Annotated in this window: 19 protein-coding genes and 3 pseudogenes; 2 read left to right on the forward strand and 20 right to left on the reverse strand. The window is 31.1% G+C overall.

Annotated elements, in window-relative coordinates:
- Positions 1 to 11: 11 nt before the first annotated feature.
- The 12 genes and pseudogenes from KTC94_RS02970 to bla form a co-directional block, all read right to left on the reverse strand.
- Positions 12 to 499 (reverse strand): annotated as a pseudogene (locus tag KTC94_RS02970) (RNA-guided endonuclease InsQ/TnpB family protein); the annotation flags it as partial.
- A gap of 78 nt (positions 500 to 577) precedes the next feature.
- Positions 578 to 898, reverse strand: a pseudogene (locus KTC94_RS02975) (recombinase family protein); the annotation flags it as partial.
- A gap of 54 nt (positions 899 to 952) precedes the next feature.
- A complete protein-coding gene (locus tag KTC94_RS02980) occupies positions 953 to 1,195 on the reverse strand; it encodes a hypothetical protein (protein ID WP_220319694.1) in 243 nt (80 codons plus the stop codon).
- 215 nt (positions 1,196 to 1,410) lie between these two features.
- Positions 1,411 to 2,238, reverse strand: a complete 828-nt coding sequence (locus KTC94_RS02985) for a CPBP family intramembrane glutamic endopeptidase (RefSeq protein WP_216304012.1) — start codon at positions 2,236 to 2,238, stop codon at positions 1,411 to 1,413.
- Positions 2,239 to 2,405: 167 nt separating this feature from the next.
- A complete protein-coding gene (locus tag KTC94_RS02990; protein WP_216304011.1) occupies positions 2,406 to 3,299 on the reverse strand; it encodes a GNAT family N-acetyltransferase in 894 nt (297 codons plus the stop codon).
- A gap of 137 nt (positions 3,300 to 3,436) precedes the next feature.
- Positions 3,437 to 3,979: a CDP-alcohol phosphatidyltransferase family protein gene (locus KTC94_RS02995; protein WP_220319695.1), complete on the reverse strand. Its 543-nt coding sequence runs from the start codon at positions 3,977 to 3,979 to the stop codon at positions 3,437 to 3,439.
- Positions 3,980 to 4,129: 150 nt separating this feature from the next.
- On the reverse strand, positions 4,130 to 4,648 hold the full coding sequence (locus KTC94_RS03000; protein WP_304518684.1) for a hypothetical protein: 519 nt from the start codon (positions 4,646 to 4,648) through the stop codon (positions 4,130 to 4,132).
- A gap of 252 nt (positions 4,649 to 4,900) precedes the next feature.
- Positions 4,901 to 5,245: a hypothetical protein gene (locus KTC94_RS03005; protein WP_216304008.1), complete on the reverse strand. Its 345-nt coding sequence runs from the start codon at positions 5,243 to 5,245 to the stop codon at positions 4,901 to 4,903.
- A gap of 42 nt (positions 5,246 to 5,287) precedes the next feature.
- Entirely contained in the window at positions 5,288 to 5,854 is a 567-nt protein-coding gene (locus KTC94_RS03010) for an IS1595 family transposase (protein WP_216304007.1), read from the reverse strand.
- Between the two features lie 137 nt (positions 5,855 to 5,991).
- On the reverse strand, positions 5,992 to 6,351 hold the full coding sequence (locus KTC94_RS17710) for an N-acetyltransferase (protein WP_216304029.1): 360 nt from the start codon (positions 6,349 to 6,351) through the stop codon (positions 5,992 to 5,994).
- Positions 6,348 to 6,665, reverse strand: a complete 318-nt coding sequence (locus KTC94_RS03015) for a hypothetical protein (RefSeq protein ID WP_216304006.1) — start codon at positions 6,663 to 6,665, stop codon at positions 6,348 to 6,350. The genes KTC94_RS17710 and KTC94_RS03015 overlap by 4 nt, the downstream gene beginning before the upstream one ends.
- A gap of 217 nt (positions 6,666 to 6,882) precedes the next feature.
- Positions 6,883 to 7,404: pseudogene (gene bla, locus KTC94_RS03020) on the reverse strand (class A beta-lactamase); the annotation flags it as partial.
- Between the two features lie 161 nt (positions 7,405 to 7,565).
- Here bla and KTC94_RS03025 point away from each other — a divergent pair.
- On the forward strand, positions 7,566 to 7,832 hold the full coding sequence (locus KTC94_RS03025) for a hypothetical protein (RefSeq protein WP_220319697.1): 267 nt from the start codon (positions 7,566 to 7,568) through the stop codon (positions 7,830 to 7,832).
- A 178-nt stretch (positions 7,833 to 8,010) separates the two neighbouring features.
- On the opposite strand, the gene KTC94_RS03030 is transcribed toward KTC94_RS03025, so the two are convergent.
- From KTC94_RS03030 to KTC94_RS03050, 5 genes are all read right to left on the reverse strand, one after another.
- Positions 8,011 to 8,163, reverse strand: coding sequence for a hypothetical protein (locus KTC94_RS03030; protein WP_216304030.1), 153 nt, complete (start codon positions 8,161 to 8,163; stop codon positions 8,011 to 8,013).
- A gap of 50 nt (positions 8,164 to 8,213) precedes the next feature.
- The gene (locus tag KTC94_RS03035; protein WP_220319698.1) at positions 8,214 to 9,044 is read right to left on the reverse strand and encodes a phosphoenolpyruvate hydrolase family protein; all 831 of its coding nucleotides are present in this window, start codon (positions 9,042 to 9,044) and stop codon (positions 8,214 to 8,216) included.
- A 106-nt stretch (positions 9,045 to 9,150) separates the two neighbouring features.
- Entirely contained in the window at positions 9,151 to 10,359 is a 1,209-nt protein-coding gene (locus KTC94_RS03040) for a Tm-1-like ATP-binding domain-containing protein (RefSeq protein ID WP_220319699.1), read from the reverse strand.
- An 84-nt stretch (positions 10,360 to 10,443) separates the two neighbouring features.
- Positions 10,444 to 11,637 (reverse strand): phosphoenolpyruvate hydrolase family protein, encoded by a 1,194-nt coding sequence (locus tag KTC94_RS03045; RefSeq protein WP_216304002.1) that lies wholly within the window; start codon positions 11,635 to 11,637, stop codon positions 10,444 to 10,446.
- A gap of 468 nt (positions 11,638 to 12,105) precedes the next feature.
- A complete protein-coding gene (locus KTC94_RS03050) occupies positions 12,106 to 12,264 on the reverse strand; it encodes a helix-turn-helix domain-containing protein (RefSeq protein ID WP_216304028.1) in 159 nt (52 codons plus the stop codon).
- 591 nt (positions 12,265 to 12,855) lie between these two features.
- Between KTC94_RS03050 and KTC94_RS03055 the strand changes: the two genes are divergently transcribed.
- On the forward strand, positions 12,856 to 14,349 hold the full coding sequence (locus KTC94_RS03055) for a multicopper oxidase domain-containing protein (RefSeq protein WP_220319700.1): 1,494 nt from the start codon (positions 12,856 to 12,858) through the stop codon (positions 14,347 to 14,349).
- A gap of 231 nt (positions 14,350 to 14,580) precedes the next feature.
- Here the strand turns inward: KTC94_RS03055 and KTC94_RS17715 are convergent, their stop codons facing one another.
- The 3 genes from KTC94_RS17715 to KTC94_RS03065 all read right to left on the reverse strand — a co-directional run bounded on the left by KTC94_RS17715 (position 14,581) and on the right by KTC94_RS03065 (position 17,399).
- Entirely contained in the window at positions 14,581 to 14,700 is a 120-nt protein-coding gene (locus KTC94_RS17715; RefSeq protein WP_369811884.1) for an IS3 family transposase, read from the reverse strand.
- Positions 14,701 to 14,787: 87 nt separating this feature from the next.
- The gene (locus KTC94_RS03060; protein ID WP_220319701.1) at positions 14,788 to 16,653 is read right to left on the reverse strand and encodes an ABC transporter permease; all 1,866 of its coding nucleotides are present in this window, start codon (positions 16,651 to 16,653) and stop codon (positions 14,788 to 14,790) included.
- Positions 16,653 to 17,399, reverse strand: coding sequence for an ABC transporter ATP-binding protein (locus tag KTC94_RS03065; protein ID WP_216304186.1), 747 nt, complete (start codon positions 17,397 to 17,399; stop codon positions 16,653 to 16,655). The genes KTC94_RS03060 and KTC94_RS03065 overlap by 1 nt, the downstream gene beginning before the upstream one ends.
- Between the last annotated feature and the right edge of the window lie 18 nt (positions 17,400 to 17,417).

The following is a 17,417-nucleotide window of genomic DNA, read 5'->3' on the forward strand; positions in this document are numbered from 1 at the left end:
CAATAGCTTGGTTATGCTACTTTGTATGTTTTAGCATTTGCAAGGTTTATACTAGCATTTTTATCCCTATCAATTATAAGTCCACATACTGGACATACATACTCTCTGTCTGAAAGTTTTAAATTTCCTTAATGCTTCCACAATCAGAACACGTTGTACTTGATGGATACCATCTATCAACAATTCTTAATTCTATATTGTTAATCTTACATTTGAAAGTAAGTTTAACTCTAAAGCCATAAAAATTTTGTTGTGCTATTGCCTTTGCCAAATGCTTATTCTTCATCATTCCTTTTACGTTTAAATCTTCAATTATTATATAAGACGGTTTGGTTTTTACTATCTTATTAACTACTTGATTAACATAATTGTTTCTAATATAAGAAAGTTTCTGATGAAGTTTTTGTACCATAACTATTTGTTCGGATATATTTTGCCTGGTAGCAGTTCCTCCTTTTATATTTATTTTTTTATTTCTTACCTTCAAACTCTCATATTTCCCTTGAACATTAATTAAAACAGAAACATAGTACCTACCTGCTTTAAAACCTACAGTTCCACTAGTTACTTTTAACTAATTAAGTCCACTTCCAATATCCTCAAATACCTCATCAATTATGATACCTCTAGCATTGGCAAATTCTTTAAGAGTAGCAACTTGATTTTTTAAATCATCTTTCTGACCACTACTCGAAACTCTTGTATAAATAATGGTTTTTCTGATGTCTTTATCTTGAATTATTTTTCCCATATATTTAGCATATTGGTTATGGGTATAATATCTTCTATTAGAAGGATTTCTAAAAGCTATTAATTTCTTATCGTTATCCCATCTTTGTAATGTTCTTACTGAAATGCCTATCATTTCAGCAAATGCTTGTGGTTTGTATATATTCATTCAAATCATACCACGCTCTTTATCGTATAACTTATCTTACTAATCCTAAATTTACTAAAAAAATGTTATAATTACAGAAACAAAGATTACGAATATTCCACTTAGAATTAACAAAATTGATTCTCCTTTTTTGTTATTAATATATGAGTCATACCCATTTAATATGCTCAAGATACCTAATAATAGTAATGCAATTGGTATTATAATTTTTATATTAATGATATTAAATAAACCTAAAAGCGATAATGTAATAACTATTGCTGAGATTAATATTTTTATAACTCTTACTTTTTTCAAGTTATTACCTCCCAATAAAAATAATCTTCTCAATTTTCTACAAATGTTTAGGTATTATGGATTTACGATTGACGAATTATCTAAATCCATTAGTATGGTGTTAAAAAATAAAGCCATATTGATATTCAGAAATCCCTATTAATTTTACTGTCCAGTAATTTCTACTCACGACCTATAAAAAAAATAAGCGTTTATAATAAATCCTAAGCTTGTTTTTAAGTATTGGCACTTAATTTTTTATGTTTAAATTTATACACTGCTAAAATTAAAATCAGTATTATAATTACAATAATTGTTACATAATCAAAATATAAACTGAAAACCAAGTTACTAATTTTTATATCGAAAAGTAAAAAATTGTTAGATTCACCTGTTATGAAACTATAAAAATCTACTACGAAATGTAACCCTATAGGCAAATATAAAGATTCTGTTATTATATACAAATACCCCAATAGAATTCCCATAATAAACACAACAAATAGGGCATGAAATTGTTGATAATACTGCGTATGAAATATTGTGAAAATTAATGAGCTTATTATCAGAGCAACGACTTTCCCTTTAAATTGCATTAAATGCTTTAAAATAATACCCCTATATAATATTTCTTCAGTAAAACCGACTATTGCACAAGTCACGAATGCACTAATAATAGCTACAATAATTTCATTTGTAGGGTAGAACATAAACCCTATACCTTTGAATTTTACAATTTTTATTACACTCAAAATCAACACCCTAGCGAAATACATTAGCGTTCCTATGCCAATACCTATAAATAACTGTTTAAAACTATTTTGTTTAAACTTCATGTCAATAAAATCAAAACTAACTCTGCCATTATTGTACTTTTTAATAACAAAATACTGGCCGATTAATATACTAATTTCTAAGCCACTATAATTTATAAAATTATTTTCAAGCAATTTAAGCCCAAATTTTCTACTAATAAGTGTTATTACATACCATACAAATGCAGCTAATATAATATTTACAAAAGATACTGCTACGATTTTTAAATTTCTATTAACCTTCTTCATTTTAACCCCTACTTTAATTTACTCGTATTTAATTAAACATATCATTCTTATTAAGCGTCATAACTATAAAACCGAACAATTCAATGTTTGTGTTTATGATTAGTGTTTTACGTTCATAGCATTCCGATAGTAGTACATCTAAGAATATTTTTGCATAAATGCAATATTTACTTACTTATTTCATAGTAATCCATAGTATAAGTCTCTTCAAAGCCACAAGATTTATAAAGATTTAAAGCATTTTTGTTTTTTACAGACACTTGGAGCATAATATCCTTTGAGTTTTTCTCTTTCAATTTTTCTATTGATAAGAGTAAAATGTCTCTTCCATAACCATTCCCACGGTACTCTGGAAGCACACCAAATCCATAAATACCACCTACACCATCACATATTTCTAAACGAACTTTTCCTATGATTTTATTATTAATTTCTGCTATATAAGTAATTGCGCCACATTTTTCTTCTTCCTCAAACATACAAATATCCTCTTCTTTTAATTCCACATTTGAATATATATGATCCTGCACTGCAATTTCTTTTGCATCCTTATTTGTAGTTTTTCTTAAAACTACATCATGCGCTATTGTATTTTGTTTTAATTTATTTCTTAAAAACATCTCATATTCAGAGTTATCAAAGCTGGCACCTGTGGATTTAATAAATTCCTGTCCAGAACTAGAATTATTATCACTTAGCAAAAGCATTTTTGTTGCATCGCCTCTTCTCCATTCATCTTTAACTAAAGAAAATAACCTTTTAAATACACCCATTCTTCTATACCCGGGGTGCACCATACCATTTACTTCTAGTACAGCTCCCCCAAAGTTACATATACCAGCATAACCTATAAGCTCATCTCCATCATAATACATGAATTCATTAATTTTGCTTAAAGTATCAATTTTTCCTTCTGCCCTGCTTAGCTTATAATCAATCTCTAATTTTAGTTTTACTCTATCCATTTCTAAACAAATTCCTTGAAGAGCATATATATCTTCATAGTCATTTTTATTTAATCTTTCTCTTAATCTTATATAGGGACTTTTTATTTCACCCATAATCTATATCTAACCCCTTTTTATTATTTATTAGTAATAGTTAATACTATATATTTGCACCATCCTTTTCTCTTACAGTTGTTTATGACGAACCTTAAGAATTATTTGTCTTAACTGTTAATTGATATGGATAATGCTCATTTTAAGAATATACTTTTCTTATTTGCTTGCAATTCATTTGATAATAGATGAATGAATAATTCTTCAAAAGCAGCGGCACTTGCAACCATACAAATTATATACATCAGCACATCTGATTGGGAAAAAGCAAGTGATAGTGGGAATGCAAATAGCACAAGCCCTGTAATTTTATTCCCATAAGTATGAAGTATCCCAAATGTTTTATACTTTACAAACACCACTATCATTGACACTACTCTAACTATTCCGATGATAACTACCCAAACAATGATTTGAACTGTTGGATTTATAATTGAATTAATAATTGGATATAGCACAATTGTCAGTATCACAACCATTATCAAATCTGCAACAGAGTCAAGTTTTTCACCCAATTTACTTGCGGTATCTGTTTTTCTTGCTATGTATCCATCAAAAACATCGCTAATTCCACAAACGAGATAGATTGCGAAGAACACTATACTTAATGGTTTTGCCACAAGCAATGTAATGGAAAAAAATATTCTCGCAATTGATATATAATTTGCTATTGTCTTCACTGCATCACCTCTTAAAATATAAATTAGCCTTACTTCCTATAAGAATACAAGTTGACATACCCCCATTATTCTTTCAAGAATTCTTGTAGTTGTTTATGCTGAACTTTATAAAAATCGGACTTAAAATGACCACACATTATGCTCATGCTCTTACCATATTAAATACTTTAAAATCACAAAACATATCCCTGAAATAACAATCGACCCAATTACTGATATTACACTTCCCTTTAAGAAACCGATAAAATGGAATTTATAATCTTTGTACGCTTTATTTCCCTCACTCCCAGGAAGTACAATAAACTTCGGCTGCCAAGTGCAAAAAATAAGCCAGTCCATCACGATTAAATCAAATATATTCCAACACAGGCAGACTATAAGTATATGGCAAAAGATTATCCAATAACTTACTTGATTTTCATGATATGTATATATGCCACTCCAAAATATAAAAGCTACAATTAAAAGCATCGTTATTGTTTCAAACATATATGCAGCTTTTTTGTTTGTAAATGGAGGAAGATTAATAACCTCCTGTAGTTCTTTCGGATAATCTTGTAGAAATAAATGAGGCCACTTTATTTCAATAAATGTAACCGTACTGCTCCACATAAGTGCCCAAATTAATCCATGTATCAATGCTGTTCCCAAATTCACTAACATACACATCCTTTCACCTTCACATAATATAAAAGCTGGAGGGAATTTTTTGTTTATGTAAAATATTGGCGAAGTCAACTTGACTCTTTTTTTATATAAATCTAAATCCTTACCTAAAAAACTTTCATTTTGTATTTTTTTAATCGGAGAATTAAGCTTATCTAGATTGCTTTTATATAAATATTAAGCTATGTTTAATCATAGTGTTAATAATATGCCAATTTTAAATGAATACATTTTAGGATTCCTTTAATCAATATTTTACAAATTCACGAATTGTTGTTTTTCAAGTTTATCAATTAAATACCCTAATAAACCACCGAAAATCAATGTCATTACTATAGTCCAAATTGCTCCTGTTAAATTAGATTCTATTACAAAAATAGTTGAGGGGATAAATATAAGTATAGAAATAATAATTCCTTTTATAATTCCATGGAATTTCAACTTTGTTGTTGAAATAAAGAAGCCCACTATAACCCAAGTCAAAAAAGTTGATATATTAGCATCCCAAGCTACCTTTTGCAATATCATAGGTAAAACATTTATAATTCCTACAATAGTGCCTAAAATAATACCCAAATATGTTTTATTAAAAATTTTCATAAACAACTACTCCTTTCAATTTATTAAATCATTATGTCTTTATTATATTATACAAAAATTAAGTATATATTTCAAATATTTAACATTATCACATATAAATCGCTTCCCTATTTTAAAATCCTTTAACTTTGTATCAGAATGAGATGTATGTGATTGAACTAATAAATATTTGCTTTTTTCAGTATCCTTCTCTGTTTTAAAGAACTCTACCCACTTAAACCAGTACATGTAGTTGGCAAGATATTTTGTTGCAACACTATGAAACTGATACATCCACTCTTTTAATTTGCTATGGAACGCATTAATATGCTGTATATGAAATATGCCTTCCTTGTGTTTACCACGTTTAATCTGCTGTAGTTCAACATTTGAATTTTGAGCAAATTTAATATAACTCTTATGTGAATCAGTACACAGAATAGATTCATCCTCAATTCTGTCTTTAAAACGCCTTTCTAAGTCTGTGTGCTTCATTCTAGCTTTACAAATTAGTTCTGTTATAATATTTCCAGTTCTATCAATAGCACAAAGAACACAAATTTGTTCTTTGGAAACTCCTCTTTTTCGCTTTTCATCTTTACTACCTCTATTACCCTTAACCCCTCGCATATGAGCTTTTCGGGGCATGATAAAAGTCGTGCTTTTCTTGTGGTTACCTTTAAACGATTCTCTAAAAAAGTTTCGTCCACTTCAATTACACCACCGACATTACCCACACCCATGTAGACTCTGATAGCATCTAAAAATTATATCTCCAAAAGAATGATGTAGGTATGCTTATTCCAACTAGCTCTGCACATTTTCTTATAGAATAACCATTTGCCATACATTTTGAATATAGTATCCACTATATTAATATCTTTTTTACTGTTATAACGTGGTGAGAGTGTAAAGTCGGTAAAGGTCTTTCGGCAGGACTTTTTTAAAGCATTTTTGTTTTTTACAGACACTTGAAGCATAATATTCTTTGAGTTTTTCTCTTTCAATTTTTCTATTGATGAGAGTAAAATGTCTCTCCCATAACCATTCCCACGGTGTTCTGGGAGCACACCAAATCCATAAATACCTCCTACACCATCACATATTTCTAAACGAACTTTTCCTATGTTTTATTATTAATTTCTGCTATATAAGTAATTGCGCCACATTTTTCTTCTTCCTCAAACATACAAATATCCTCTTCTTTGAATTCCACATTTGAATATATATAATCCTGCACTGCAATTTCTTTTGCATCTTTATTTGTAGTTTTTCTTAAAACTACATCACGCGCTATTGTATTTTGTTTTAATTTATTTCTTAAAAACATCTCATATTCAGAGTTATCAAAGCTGGCACCTGTGGATTTAATAAATTCCTGTCCAGAACTAGAATTATTATCACTTAAAGAATATACTTTTCTTATTTGCTTGCAATTCATTTGATAATAGATGAATGAATAATTCTTCAAAAGCAGCGGCACTTGCAACCATACAAATTATATACATCAGAACATCTGATTGGGAAAAAGCAAGTGATAGTGGGAATGTAAATAGCACAAGCCCTGTAATTTTATTCCCATAAGTATGAAGTATCCCAAATGTTTTATACTTTACAAACACCACTATCATTGACACTACCCTAACTATTCCGATGATAACTACCCAGCCCTCTGGTGCTCCTGCACGAATTAGTGTATTACCTGTTGCATTACATGTCATCCAATCAATAAGAATTTTTTTCTTATCGTCTGTTAATATATCTCCAGTTGTGTATGCTTGTAAATCAGTTGCCAATTGTCTTGGTGTGCTAGTGTCCCTAATATCTTCAGGTATGGCTTCGTTTAGATCTGGTTCTATACGTGTAGGTTGCGTAACGTTATCCCCTAATTGATTAAGTGCTGATTTAAAACCATTAGGTCCACCTATATGATCAAATAAAAGGTTTGCAGCTGTATTATCACTAAACCGTAATGCTGCATTGCAAATTTCTTCAATGGTCATGCCTTTATCAATGTTATCTTTTGTAATTGGAGCATAAGAAAGAACATCTTCTTTGTTATATTTAACTACTTGTTTAAGCTGCTCTAATGAATCTTGTTTTAAAACAGCACCAGCGGCTAAATCTTTGAATGTAGAACAGTAAGCAAACCTATCATCATGGGCAAAAATACCCAACTTACAGTTGCAGTGCAAAGTGAAAATCAAAACTCAGAGCTTAAATTAAATGCACCCGAGCTTCTTCTATAAATTCCTACTTATATTTTTCTATCATACAAACACATTTTGACTTCATTTGAATATATATAATAGGGTAACATAATAATTTTTGGAGGAACAATATGAATCAAATGTACAATATGGAAGAACCCATGATGCCGTGGAGGATGGCACCTGCACCTATGCCTAATATGCCAAACATGCCCAATATGCCCAATATTCCTATGCCCATTATGCCTGTATCTAACAGTACTATGCCTATGACTATGCCTGAGCATATGCAAATGATGCACATGCATATCATGATGCAAATGTATATAACTATACAAATGAATACTATGAAAATGATGGATAAAATGAATAAGATTGAGAATATGGATAAGAAATAAATGCAGGAAAAATCAATAAGTATGTAGTAGTTAAAATTAGAAAAGCATGAGTCTTAAACTATACTTATGCTTTTCTAATTTTTGTTAACAGCCTAAACCCAATTAATTACAATAAATTAAACTACTATATTACGTAATAAAAAAGAAGCCAATTTTTAAGCTTCTTATTATTCCATATTTATTTTATTATTTTTCTTAATAATTCTTTTTCCTTAATAAAAAATTCTTCTTCTGTTATAATTCGTTCATCTAATAATTCTTTATATTTCATAATTTCATCTGTTACACTTTGTTGTTCCATTAAACTTTCCATAGGTTGTTTAATAAGCATCTTGCACCTCATAACCCTTTCTTTTCCCTTTAAAGTATAATCTTAATAATTTATTTTGCTATCGATTTAAATAATACTGTCTGTTCTTTAATACCTTTCTCAGCTGCAAATCTTTCAATACTTGATGCACCAAAGAAACCATCTATCCCTTCTGTTCTTTCAATTACGTATGTAGCATCTTCTGGTTCTGCAATCGGTCCACCGTGACAAATTACCATAATATCTGGATTAACTTCTCTACCCGCTTTAATAATAGCTTCAATCTTCTTAACACAATCATCTAATGTAAGAGCTGTTTTTGCTCCAATTGTACCTTTGGTAGTCAAACCCATATGTGCGACTAAGATATCTGCTCCTGCTACTGCCATAGCTTTTGCTTGATCTGGATTAAATACATAAGGAGTCGTAAGCATGTCTAATTCATGTGCTGTTCTAATCATTTCTACTTCTAATCCATATCCCATACCTGTTTCCTCTAAATTTTGTCTGAATACGCCATCAATTAAACCTACTGTTGGGAAATTTTGAACTCCATTAAACCCTTGATCCTTTAGTTGTTTTAAATATATTTCCATAACTCTAAAAGGATCAGTACCACATACCCCTGCTAAAACGGGTGTGTGTTTTACAACAGGTAACACTTCTGAACCCATCTCAACCACAATTTGATTTGCATCACCATAAGATAATAATCCTGCAAGTGATCCGCGGCCTGCCATTCTATATCTTCCAGAATTATATATAATTAGCATATCAGCTCCGCCAGCTTCGCTGCTTTTAGCAGTAATACCTGTACCCGCTCCTACTCCTAATAGTATCTTTCCATTTTTAACTTCATCCTTAAACTTTATAATAATTTCTTTTCTCGTCATTTTATTCATTTCCAAATCCTCCTTAAATAGTTTGAACTTTGGTCACTAGTTTTTCAATTTTGGGATTATTACCTAAAATCCCTATTACTACGCTAATATATCCGAACATTATAGCCTATTTACTCATTAAATCTATTAATTTTTGTGCTGCTACTTCTGCAAATACTGCATTGTTAATCTCACAATCCATTTCAATTACTTCTACAATGTTTTTATTTACACCATTTCTTAAGGTGTCAAATAGCATCTTATCTTCTTCTACACCATAGAAAGCTTGACCTTCTACATCAATGCCCGATATGCCTCTTAGTGGTAAAAATAAAGCAGTTTTCTCTTTTGCCATATTTAATTTCTCAACAAGCTTTTTCCCGATTGCTTCATTTTCTGCTACATTTGTTCTCATAAGTGTCACTGTCGGATTGTGCTTATAAAAATTACGTCCCTCAAACTTTTTTGGTACTGTATCGTATGTCCCAAAGTTGCACATATCAAGTGCCCCTACTGATACAACTTGTGGAACATGATTTTTACTTGCGGCTTCTAAACGATGTTCCCCTGCATTCAAAACTCCACCGATAACTTCATCTGCCCACTCTGTTGTTGTAAGATCTAAAACTCCTTCAATAAATCCAGCCTCAATAAGTGCTTCCATCGACTGTCCACCTATACCTGTTGCATGGAACACAAGCACTTCATATCCTCTATCCTCAAGATATTTTCTGGCTGCCGTTACACATGGAGTTGTTACGCCAAACATAGTTGCAGCAATTAATTTTTTTTTCTCTACCACTTTTATGTTTTCAAATTTAACCATACCTGCTATTGCAAATACTGCATTTGCAAAAATCTTAGTTGAAATTGAATTAAGCCCTGAAACATCTACTACAGATGGCATCATAACAATATCACTTGTTCCTACATATGGAGCAGTATTTCCCGATGCTACTGTCGATACCATAACTTTTGGCACCCCAATAGGAAGTGCCCTCATTGCTGGTGTTACTAGTGAAGTTCCTCCACTACCTCCAAGGGATATTATTCCATCAAATTTACCTTCTTTGTATAATTTAGGTGCTAATTTTTCCATACCTTTTGATAATATTTCTGTTGCTAATGCTCTGTCCTTTTTATCAACGAGAGTTTTAATGTCTACGCCTGCTATCTCTGCTACTTCATTGTTTGATACATCAGGTTTAAATGTTGGCTTAAACACTCCTGTGTGAATCGTAAAAGTACTTAACCCCAAACCTTCAATCAATTCTTTTACATATAAATACTCATCACCTTTAGTATCAAATGTTCCTGCAATTGCAATTGTTTTCAATTTTTAACCCCCTATACAACTCTAAATTAATCATACTGCCATAGCTTCTTACCGTAAACGCTTTTATGTCTTATGTTTTTGTGCTTATGTATTATTTTTAGCTTTATATTGTTTGGGAGACAATCCCTTGTACTTTTTAAACATTTTGCTAAATTGTGAATAATCATGATAACCAACTAATGATGCTAACTCTGATAACTGGATATTTTCTCTTTCTAAAATTTCTACTGCTTTATTTATACGGAATTTAACTATATACTGTGGAAAACTGCAACCAATTTTCTTTTTGAATAGACTGCTTAAATAACTCCTAGATACATGCGCTACTGTAGCTAAATCTAAAAACGAAATATCATTCATATAATTTTCAGAAACGTATTCCTGCACAAATCCAACATAATCATAGTGTTTTGAAACTCCATCCAACATCTTAATCATTAAATCTTCTTCATTCAGCTGCCCTGCTATTTTGAAGGCTTTTGTTATATTTGTAATCGCCTTTTCTGATGGAATCCTCTCAAATGCAGACCCACCTATATATCCCATTAAGCTTTTATTACTACTATACATATACTGAATATCAATTGGTGTCTTTACAGGGCCACCATAAACCAACTTAATTACTTCTGGCTTTAATTCATTACATTTATTAAATATCTTGTCCACTTTAACCTTTGCAGCTTCCAGAGAGAATACTTTTTTTGCCCCTAATAACCCGCCTCCCGTTAATCCTAAATGTGCACAAATTATATCAGCTCCAGCATCAATCATCTGAGCTGTTTGTACCTCGTCAAACACAAATGCAACTGTAAACATATCTTTTTCATGGGCTATTCTTATTGCTTGTACTTCAATTAGATAATGCTGTCCATTGTCTTTAAGAGCCTCGCTAAATTGACCGTCAATTAGTCCAACTGTCGGGTAATTATTAATACCAGAAAAACCCATGCCCCTTATTTCATCTATGTAACTATTTATGTTTTTTGTAGGGTCTGTTGCATTAAGGCCAAAAATAATAGGTATGTCAGTTACCAAAGGCATTATTTCTTTAGAAGCAAAGTCCATTACCATATCATTGCTATTACAAAACGGTAAAAAACCTGCTAGTGAGCCCCTCCCCATTTGGCGAAACCTACCTGAATTTAACATCAAAAGAAAATCAGCCCCACCCTGTTTGGCATACGTTGCTGTTATTCCTGCACCTGCAGCTACCCCAATAATATGATTACCCATTTTTATTTGTAATTTTAAATTTTCTAGTATTTTTTCTCTTTTCATGCTTTCTAAGCCCCTTATTTTATTCATAATTCATTTCTTTGCTCATATTTTCTCTTCCAATATAATCCTCGCAGTCCTCAACCTTATTCTATCTTCATTATACTGCAAATTTTATCATTTTATCTTTATTTTACCTAAAATATCTTTTTTTACTTTTATCCATATTTAACGACATTTCAAAAGGTGATGATTTAACTAAAATTCTTCCCTCTAAATCACTTTGCTATCTTTTCTTATTATGGCATATATATTTTTTTTATTAGCATCAAACATCACACCACATTTCAAGTTTCTTACTCATTTGCCTAAATTGAAAATTAAGCCTAGATAAAACACCCTGGTCATAATCCACCATGTTGAAAGAATAATTCCCCTTCATTATTTCATCTACCTCTAAAGAAAAGCTATCTAGTTTTCGAACAAAATATTTTATTATGTACCACAAAAAAGCGATGCCAATCACAGCTATTACTGTAAGCTTCTTATATTTACAGCTATAGTATTTGGGTCTATAAAATCCCCATCAATATTCCACAATTCATTTAAAAGCTGCTCCTTTGCTAGAAATTGCTTAGGATTAATAATTAAATATTTGAATAATTTCAGTTCTGTATTACTTAAAAATATCTCCTCTTGATTTTTTTATATCTTCATGTCCTTAAGAGAAAAAACTATACCTTGAGACATAATCTTTTCTTCTCCTTTTTTCACACAATTCTTTCTAATGAGAGCATTACCTCAAGGTGATAAAAATTGAAAATATTATTAGCATATATTAGCTAATGTAACATCTTTGAGAACAATATTAAAATAACACGAGTATATTTAATATTCCCCTGGATTTATCGTTATTTTAATAATATTTTCTTAACGTGGTAAATTTACGCTTAGCGGTTACTACACCTTTTTCAGTAAGAATGGAAACAGATGATATAGAAAAACTCATAGAATTCATTCAAGAAAAGGGTAAGAGTAGTAAAGAGTTTAATCCTAGCGGTGAAGTAAAGCATTTTGATCAAGAAATGTAACTTTAGATACTAGATTAAGTATAATATATTCACTTGAATTTAGAATCAATTCTATTATATTTGTCATATTATGAACTAAAGATGCAGTTATATATTTGAAATTATATCTTTCAAAGAGCTGGATCTGTATACAAACTACTATATTTCTTTCAATATTGATCAAAAATAAATAAACAGGAGTGATAAGAAAATGAGTGTTAGACATTATGTGCTTGTTGCCACTGATGGGTTTATAGAACTTCCTACTTCTCCAGACCTACCGCCAGTAGGAACTGAGCGTAGAAAAGTGTATGTATTTGGTTTTGTTGGTGGGCTGTTAAGTGTTAATGGTAAAGTAGTAAATGAAGACCTTGATTGGACAAAGCCCTCTAATTGGCCAAAATTTAAAGCCTTGATAGGAACTGCTACCATACCTTCACCAATGATCTGGGGGGAAATGGGCGATAGAGTTTATATAACCTTGATAAATTTAGGCATGCCTACCGCAGGTATTATGGATAATCACACTGTGCATATGCACGGTGCCCATGTAGCGACTCAGCTGGATGGCTTCCCGGAATCATCCTTTGGAGTTCCTATGTGGATGGATTTTGATAAAGCCCCATCCGTGGCAACTTATCTTTTTGATACGGAACATCCCGGAACCTATATGTATCACTGTCATGTTGAGGCATCTGAGCATGTTCAGATGGGTATGTACGGAGCCCTGGTTGTCTATCCGTCCATGAAAAGTCTTAAATTGGTAGGTATAAGTAAATTATGTAATGGCGGCTGGGTATACAAAGGAAAACTACAACACCATATTTCTAAAACTGCTACAAATAGAAATTTTGCATACAATGATATACGTTCTTATTTTGACAAGGAATATATCATGTTACTTTCTGATATAGATACCAGATGGCATGATAGTGTTCAAACCGGTGGTAATTTTAATCCTGTGGATTTTAAACCTGACTTTTGGCTTGTAAATGGTCGTGCCTTCCCGGACACCTTACTTCCACATCCCTTAACTCCTTCTCCAGGCAGTAATAAAGATGTATCTCAGATTAACTACGAATCCTATGTGCATGTGAAAACAGGAGAAATGTTCCTGCTTAGAATGATTAATATGGGCTATCAGGTCGTACCATGGCATATACACGGATGGCATTTTGCAGTAATAGGTAAGGATGCTAATCCAAGCCCATTCTTAAAGATGTCTGAAACACTAGTTTTACAAGGACATGAGGGCCTTGAAAGAGGCTTTACAGCTACAATAGGTTCAGGAGAAACGTTTGACCTATTGATAGAAGCCGAAGATAAACGTCCACAATATAGAAACTATATTGTAAATGGACAAGATTGTATACCCTCTTTGTGTAAGCAAATGCATGAAATAAAGAATATAGACCCAAATGCAATAGCTAATATTCCAACTGAACCAGTCAACATCAATAATATAAATACAGTCAATTATGTAGATATCTGCGATGAACCTTCAGCTGTTAATGACAACTTTTTCCCTCAATTTTATCCTATGCACAATCATGATGATTATAAAGTTACTAACAATGGAGTGTATCCAGGAGGACAATTGACCTACATTCAAACTGATGCTCCTGAGTCAAAGCGTGAAAAAAAGCATAATCACGTTACTTGTCCTGAAGATGGGTGTGATCCTTGGTGTGAAAAAGAAAATTAGTATAAATGTAGTTGAGGTAAGGCCTTTCTGTAAAAGGCAGTGACTTCTTATTTATACTCCTTCATAGCAAAAGCACCATAAAATCCATTCCTGAATAATACGGTGTTTTCATGCTCTGCTGTGTTTTTTAATGTAATACAAAAGTTGAACTGATCCCTATAAAATAGACAGTGGAAATAATAAAAACTAATCAAGCGGCCTGACCCCTAAATTTCAAAGGGCTAAGGCCGTTTAATCTTTTTGTAAACGCTTGGTATTGCAGAATATAATATATTCATCAATTGCATTAGACAGATCTTCATATGTATTATATTTGTGTAAATAGTACTCTTCACACTTGAGATGTAACACCAGTAATTGTAACCTCTCTATTTTTTTCTTATTATCAACAAACAACAAATGTGCGCTATATTACGAGATAATTCAATTAAAATAAAATTACACTAAGCTTTTTTTAATCTCTAATAAATAGTTTTTTCTTATAACAAGGAAATATATGATTTGGACAATCAACATAATTCCTACAACCTGTAATGCTGGTACAGTTATCTCAAATCCAAAAGCGGATTTTAATGAACACATGGCAAAGAAAAAATGTACAACAGCAATTATATATGGAAGTAAAAATAATGCCCCTATCTCAATATTTAACACCTTCTTTATTTCACTATAAGTTAATCCTATTTTATTCAATTGTTTATACTTCTTTTTATCCTCTATAAGATCCATGTAACACTTGTTATATAAGAAACTTGCGGTTGTTACAAAAAATATAAGTCCTATAAATATTGCGCTAAACAAAATTACCCCATAGTTTATTTTAGTTCTTTCCAATATATATGCTTTCAGAAAATTATTATAATATTTATCACCTTTATCATCGCCAAACTTATTATAACAATTATTACCTATACTTAATGTATCCTTATAATTATTTACATTAAGTGCTCCAAAGTAACACTTAGACCCCTTCATTTTTTCATATACATCATCTTTAACCACATATACCTTTTCATAAATTGCTGGGATTACTCCTTCATCACCGCTACTAACAACCTTTAATTCCTTATTTTCTAAAGTAACATTTTCTCTTTCATCTTTAGCTAAAGCTTCGACTATTCTGGTCTCATTTTCTTTTAAAATAATAGTGTTTAAAGATAGTTCCACTGCTAATTTATTATAAATATCTTCTTTAATTATAGTTACTTCATCTTTACCACCATCAGGTATAACAAACTTCATTTCGCCATTAACCTTAGTATAATCTATCTCTTCATTTTTCAATGAATCTTCTATAAAATCGACTTTATAATCAACTTTAGTTTTATTATTATAAGTATCAACACAGAAAAATGCTTGTGGAGAAATTTTATTTACCTCCGCCTCTTTATCTCTCCAATAAGCATATACTGACCCTATTGACGAAAGAGCAACTGTTGAAGTTATTGTAATTAAGAAAAGCATTCTTGTGTTATCTTTTATTCTATATAGTAAATTTGACACCCATAGTACTGTAGTTTTATTCATATAAAAGTTTCTGCTTTTTTTAAGTAACTTGAGTACAAATACACTTAATTGAGAAAATAATAGATATGTTGCTACAATCACCATTATTGTTACAGGTATTATTCTATAGGCTAGTGTCTTTTCACTTGATGTAATTGATAGATAATATCCTACTGTAAGCAATACTATACATATAATCGAGAGAATAGCCGATGATTTTGGTTCTGCTTTGGGTTTTTTAGTCCCTTTAAGCAATCTTAAAACCATATCTTCTTTTATAACAAATGAACAAAATATTGAAATTACTATTCCTATCAATACAAATGCAATTAAGGTAATAATCATAGCTTTAACTGGAATATAAAATCCTAGTGCATTAAATCCTAACAACTTTCCACTGACTGCTAAAAGTATTTTTGAAAATACAATTCCTACTATTATCCCTACTACTGCAGATACTGAACTAATTATTATATTTTCAATGGTTATCATCCTCTGTATTTGCTTTTTTGATGAGCCTATAATATAAAGTATTCCAAATTCTTTATATCTACTTTTTAAAAAGACACTTACTGAATAGAATACAAAAAAACACAAAAATAAGTATGCAATTACAGTTGTAACATAAAGAGCATTTCTTATGTTATTAGGTAATTTAAGCCCCACAAAGTCAGGATGAACTATAATCATAGTAAAAGAGAATAATAGTGTTGCTGATATACTACTACTTAAAAAGTAGGCAAAATATCCTTTTATATTTCTGTACACATTTTTAGTGGCAAACTCTCTAAGATTCATTAGTTTCCACCTCCCATTAGTGCAATCACGTCAATAATTTCCTGATAAAACTGTTTCCTGCTATCTCCCCTATAAATTTCATTATATATAGTTCCATCTTTTATAAATAGAATTTTATTACAATAACTTGCTGAAAATGTATCGTGAGTTACCATCATTGTAGTTACTTTTTCATCTTTATTTATTTTTTCAAATAATTCCATTACATTTTTAGCAGCTTTTGAATCCAAGTTACCAGTTGGCTCATCAGCAAGTAATAGAGTAGGATTATGTATTAATGCTCTTGCAATAGCTGTTCTCTGAGCTTCTCCTCCTGATATTTCAAAAGTTCTCTTGTTAATTAGATTCTCTATTCCAAGTATCTTTGATATTCTATTAAGTTCCTCATCCTGATCTTTAACTAGTACTCCATCTAATGTTAGTGGAAGCACTATATTTTCACCAACAGTTAAAGTATCTAATAGGTTGAAATCTTGAAATACAAAACCTAATTCTCTCCTTCTAAATAAGGCCAGATCATCGCCCTTAAGATTCAGTGGATTTTTATCTTTTATTCTTATTTCTCCTGATGTTGGCTTATCTACTGTTGAAATCATATTTAATAATGTTGTCTTACCACTTCCTGATGGGCCCATTATCCCTACAAATTCTCCTTCGTCAATTGTGAAACTTATATTATCCAAAGCATTGAATGATATTTTATTACCATATACCTTGCTTAAATTCTTTACTTTCAAAATATCCATATTACTTATTCCTCCTAT

This window comes from Clostridium sp. CM028 (assembly GCF_030585565.1).
In the GTDB taxonomy this organism is placed as follows: domain Bacteria; phylum Bacillota; class Clostridia; order Clostridiales; family Clostridiaceae; genus Clostridium_AD; species Clostridium_AD estertheticum_B.

Coding starts and splice junctions, on each gene's coding strand:
- KTC94_RS03000 (WP_304518684.1), bottom strand. CDS start 4,648: ATGTGTATGTTAGTGAATTTGGGAACAGCATTGATACATGGATTAATT.
- KTC94_RS03030 (WP_216304030.1), bottom strand. CDS start 8,163: ATGCTTATTAAACAACCTATGGAAAGTTTAATGGAACAACAAAGTGTA.
- KTC94_RS03035 (WP_220319698.1), bottom strand. CDS start 9,044: ATGAATAAAATGACGAGAAAAGAAATTATTATAAAGTTTAAGGATGAA.
- KTC94_RS02985 (WP_216304012.1), bottom strand. CDS start 2,238: ATGAAGAAGGTTAATAGAAATTTAAAAATCGTAGCAGTATCTTTTGTA.
- KTC94_RS03015 (WP_216304006.1), bottom strand. CDS start 6,665: ATGAATTGCAAGCAAATAAGAAAAGTATATTCTTTAAGTGATAATAAT.
- KTC94_RS03045 (WP_216304002.1), bottom strand. CDS start 11,637: ATGAAAAGAGAAAAAATACTAGAAAATTTAAAATTACAAATAAAAATG.
- KTC94_RS03060 (WP_220319701.1), bottom strand. CDS start 16,653: ATGAATCTTAGAGAGTTTGCCACTAAAAATGTGTACAGAAATATAAAA.
- KTC94_RS03025 (WP_220319697.1), top strand. CDS start 7,566: ATGAATCAAATGTACAATATGGAAGAACCCATGATGCCGTGGAGGATG.
- KTC94_RS03055 (WP_220319700.1), top strand. CDS start 12,856: ATGAGTGTTAGACATTATGTGCTTGTTGCCACTGATGGGTTTATAGAA.
- KTC94_RS02990 (WP_216304011.1), bottom strand. CDS start 3,299: ATGGGTGAAATAAAAAGTCCCTATATAAGATTAAGAGAAAGATTAAAT.
- KTC94_RS03010 (WP_216304007.1), bottom strand. CDS start 5,854: ATGCGAGGGGTTAAGGGTAATAGAGGTAGTAAAGATGAAAAGCGAAAA.
- KTC94_RS03065 (WP_216304186.1), bottom strand. CDS start 17,399: ATGGATATTTTGAAAGTAAAGAATTTAAGCAAGGTATATGGTAATAAA.
- KTC94_RS03005 (WP_216304008.1), bottom strand. CDS start 5,245: ATGAAAATTTTTAATAAAACATATTTGGGTATTATTTTAGGCACTATT.